This window comes from Methanobrevibacter sp. 87.7 (genome assembly GCF_002208625.1).
Lineage (GTDB): Archaea > Methanobacteriota > Methanobacteria > Methanobacteriales > Methanobacteriaceae > Methanarmilla.
Genome location: NZ_MRCT01000142.1, coordinates 1 through 4,526 on the forward strand (window position 1 = coordinate 1; position 4,526 = coordinate 4,526).

The 4,526-nt window shown below is 22.3% G+C and carries 4 protein-coding genes; all 4 read left to right on the forward strand.

Annotated elements, in window-relative coordinates; translation table 11 throughout:
* Positions 1 to 348 precede the first annotated feature (348 nt).
* The 4 genes from BGI41_RS06730 (at position 349) to BGI41_RS06745 (ending at position 4,337) form a co-directional block, all read left to right on the forward strand.
* Positions 349 to 600, forward strand: coding sequence for a hypothetical protein (locus BGI41_RS06730; protein WP_088539761.1), 252 nt, complete (start codon positions 349 to 351; stop codon positions 598 to 600).
* Positions 578 to 2,824, forward strand: a complete 2,247-nt coding sequence (locus BGI41_RS06735; protein WP_158211972.1) for a hypothetical protein — start codon at positions 578 to 580, stop codon at positions 2,822 to 2,824. The genes BGI41_RS06730 and BGI41_RS06735 overlap by 23 nt, the downstream gene beginning before the upstream one ends.
* 213 nt (positions 2,825 to 3,037) lie before the next feature.
* The gene (locus tag BGI41_RS06740; RefSeq protein WP_088539765.1) at positions 3,038 to 3,775 is read left to right on the forward strand and encodes a 4-phosphopantoate--beta-alanine ligase; all 738 of its coding nucleotides are present in this window, start codon (positions 3,038 to 3,040) and stop codon (positions 3,773 to 3,775) included.
* Between the two features lie 13 nt (positions 3,776 to 3,788).
* Positions 3,789 to 4,337, forward strand: coding sequence for an AAA family ATPase (locus BGI41_RS06745; RefSeq protein ID WP_088539767.1), 549 nt, complete (start codon positions 3,789 to 3,791; stop codon positions 4,335 to 4,337).
* Positions 4,338 to 4,526: the final 189 nt, after the last annotated feature.

Genomic DNA, 4,526 nt, shown 5'->3' on the forward strand with positions numbered 1-4,526 from the left:
TTTTTAAATTAACTGTTTAAAGTTAATTAATGAAGAAAAATACTTTTTAAAATTTTTAAATTGCTTTATTCGGCTATTTTTTGTAGTTATACAGATTATATTTTTTTCTTAATTTTTTAAATTCTTTTTAAAAAATCTGTTAAAAACTTATTAAAGTATACATATTTATATAAAAAAATAAACAAAATATTATATAATTACTATTAATTATATTGATTGATTGAGATAGGAAATTAAAATGATTATAACAATCTATTTTATTTTCCCTTTTATCTTTTAATATTTTAATTTAGTAAAAAATTTTCATAAATTAAAATATGTTTACTACTTAAAAGGAGGTGAATATAAATGAAAAAACTGAAGATTAGTTTATTAATCATTATAATATTATTTATTAGTATTAATGCAATATCTGCAAATGATAATTCTACTGATTTAGATAATTCTCAATTATTAACAGTAGAATATCAGTCAATTAATGAAGTAAATACTTCAAATAATGATATTGATGTAAATTCAGAAAATTTACAAACATATAAATCAACAAATGATGTATCTACTTCAAATAATAATATTGTTGGAGATTCACAAAAACCCTAAATCTTTTACTGATTTGCAGAATCTTATTGATACTAGTACAAATGATGTAATAAATATTAATGATGATTATAAATTTGACTCAACTACAGATTCTACAAATGGAATACAAATTACCAAAAATCTTACTATCAATGGTAATAATCATATTATAGATGGAGATAATAAAGCATTAATATTTAATATTATTAATTCAAATGTTACCCTTAATGATTTAACATTAAAGAATGGTAATTCAAACAATACTTATTATTCTGGAGGTGCTGTTAACGCAACAGGAGATAAGTTAATAGTAAATAATTGTAATTTTACAAATTGTATTGCATTAAATTATGGTGGAGCAATTAGTTCAAGATCTAAATTAACAATTATTAATAATTCTAACTTCATTTCAAATAGTGCAGTAAATTATAGCAGATATGTTACTAGTGGTGGATCAATATTTTCATATAATGATCTTATAATAAATAATTGTAGTTTTACAGATAATTATGTAAGTAATGGTGGTGGTTCATCAATAAATGTCTTTTCTGGTAAATTACATTTAAATAACAGTACATTTTCTAATAATTATGCAAGTAAAGAAGGTACTATCAATGCAAATTATATTTATGCAAGTAATTGTACTTTTAAACAGAATATTAATTATGAAAAAGATGGAGCTCTTGTTGGAAATTATATAACTGTAGATAATTGTGATTTTATTGAAAATACTGGTATTCTTGGAACATGTATTAAAGGATATAAAGTTGCAGTTAATAATTCAAGATTTATAAATAATACAGGATACTCCGATACAAATTATTTAGGTTCTGGAATTTATTCAAGAGAAGAAGCTAATGTAACTAACTCTATATTTGAAGGCAATACTGCACAATACCGTGGAGCTGCTATATTATCTAACAATGTTACTAATATAAATAATTGTACTTTCATTAATAATACTGCAAAAAAACAAGGTGGTGCAGTTAGTGGAATGATTGTAAATATTAATAATAGTAGATTTATTGAAAATCGTGCTAACTTACAAGGTGGTGCAGTTTTTGCTGGAAATGCTACAATAAATAATTCTAATTTCACTAATAATTATGCAAGAGCTAATGATTCAATATTCACTATAAGTAATTATACTATTAATAATTTAACTAATACAAATGATATAATATCACTTAACTTAACTGACTTACTTGATTCAGAATATCATGGTTTAATTAATTTTACTAATGGTTACTATGGATTTTGTACTGAACCATATGCAAATACTGGTGGTTCCGGTTATCTTGTAGATGATTTAAGTCTTATTGTTAATGTAAAATATAATATGGATGTTTCAGAATTTATTAAAATATATATTTGGTATTATTATGATAATCCTAATGCTACACCAGAATTAGATTATGATATGTACCTTTATATCTCCCAATTTACTAATACAGATTTTTATAATAGTATATACCCACCTGTAATAAAAACTGTTGAATTATATGATAGTGGATTTAGAGTACCTACACATAATGCAGTTAGAAAATTAGATAATGGATCATACATTATTTTTAATTTCAGAACATATTTAACTCCAACAGCTAATCAAATTGACATTATGTTTAATGTAAGTTATTTAGATGAATTAGATACCCATATGAAAGTTGAAAAAATCACAATTACACCTGTAGTAGATTTAGGAAATAAAACTTCATTTATTATACGTGTAACTAATGATTGTAATTATACTTTATATAAAGTCTTCATTACTGAGGATAAATGGGATGATGGTTTAATTTATGATTCATGGAAAGTTAATAATAATTGGACATACTCAATAAATAATGATAATAAACCAACTTGGATTTACAATCAGGGATTAGCTCCAGGTGAATCTGCAGAAATTACTGTATTTTTCAATACAACAGAAATAGGTAATTTTACAAATTATGTAATTGCAGGTTCTAATGAAATACCAAATATTACTGCTAATAATAAAACTGAAGTTTTAAATATTATAAGACATGAAAACAATACAAACACAACTAATAATACAAACAACACCAACAATACTAATAATAATACAAACAATAATACTAATAACAATAATAATACTTATAATAGTCATAAAAAGACTAATAATTCTGTTAAAGTAGTTGAAACTACACCTAAAACGGGTAATCCATTATTGATTTTATTAATTGGTATTTTATGTTTAGGAATTATTCCATTTAAGAAAAATTAAAATTTTTTAAAATTATGTATTTTTTAATACATAATTATTCTTTTTTTAAAACATAATAATCAACTTAATAAAACTTATTTTTAATTTAAATTTATTTTAGAACTATAATTAAATTTAATACTATTTTTTAAAAATTTAATAAAATTACAAAATATAATTTATAATGATTAATAATAAAAAATTATATATGTTTTATAATCATAAATTATTAATATGATACCTAAAAATCATCCAAGATATGAGTCTTTATTATTAAGACAAAAAGTAAAAGATGCATTCTTAGATGGCTATTTAGCTGATTCTGGAATGATTGCACATGGTAGAGGAGAAACTTTTGATTATTTAATTGGGGAAAAAACAGTACCTGCAGCAAAAAAAGCAATTAAAGCTGCAGTAGCAAGTATTATTCTTGCAAATCATCCAGTATTATCTGTAAATGGTAATACTACAGCTTTGGCTATTGATGAAGTAATTGAACTTGCAAATATTACTAATAGTAATATTGAAATTAATTTATTCTACAGAACTGAAGAACGTGTAGACAAAATCACTAAATTATTTAAAGAACATGGATATGAAGATATTTTAGGTACAAACTATGATGATTTATATTACTTTGATAAAATAAAAAATCCAAGAGTAACTGCTAGTAAAAAAGGAATTTATATTGCTGATGTAATTCTTGTTCCTCTTGAAGATGGAGATAGAGCAGAATTATTAAAAGAAGCAGGTAAAAAAATAATTTGTATAGATTTAAATCCATTATCTAGAACATCTAAAATGTCTGATATTTCTATAGTTGATAATGTTGTACGTGCAATTCCATTAATGAGTAAAATTGCTAAAGAATATAAAAATAAAGATAAAGAATTCCTTCAAAAAATTATTGATGACTTTGATAATGATAAAAATTTAGAGGAATCCTTAAATTCAATGAAAATTAAACCATAAAAAGAGTGTTATAATGGTAAATGTTATTGGGATATCTGGTCTTTCAGGATCTGGAAAAACATTAATTTCTACAAAAGCTAAAGAAAAAGGAGCTATTGTAGTTAAAATGGGAGACATGGTAAGAGAAGAAGCTATAAAAAGAAATGAAGATTTAAGAGTTACATCAATAGCACTTAGAAAAGAACATGGAAAATATGCTGTTGCTAATCTAACTATTAAAAAAGTTAAATCTTTAATTGAAATGGAAGATGATTTAAGTAATAAACTTATTATAATTGAAGGAATTAGAAGTCCTTATGAAGTTAGTTTATTTAAAGATAATTTTAATGATTTTAAGGTAGTTACTATCTTTGCACCTCCTTCAATAAGATTTGAAAGATTAAAAATGAGAAATCGTTCAGATGATTCACAGAAATTTGAAGATTTTAAAAAAAGAGATCAAGATGAATTAAGTTTTGGAATTGGTAGTGTTATTGCAGAATCAGACAAAATGATTATTAATGAAGGTACTTTAGAATCTTTTGAATCTAAAATTGATGAATTTTTAAGTAAATATTTCTAATATAATCATTTAATATTTTAAAAGATTAATTTTTAATTAAATCTTTAATATTGCTAATAATAATTTTTTTAAGTTATATTTTCAAATTAAGTTTATATTATTTTAAATATTTTAATAAAATATTTTTAATAAGATTATTTTAATATTTTACTTAAATATATATTTTAAATTAATTATATAAGATTAAAA

Bases quoted from the DNA above. Each gene is read 5' to 3' on its own strand.
- BGI41_RS06730 (WP_088539761.1), top strand. From the start codon at position 349: ATGAAAAAACTGAAGATTAGTTTATTAATCATTATAATATTATTTATT.
- BGI41_RS06740 (WP_088539765.1), top strand. From the start codon at position 3,038: ATGATACCTAAAAATCATCCAAGATATGAGTCTTTATTATTAAGACAA.
- BGI41_RS06745 (WP_088539767.1), top strand. From the start codon at position 3,789: ATGGTAAATGTTATTGGGATATCTGGTCTTTCAGGATCTGGAAAAACA.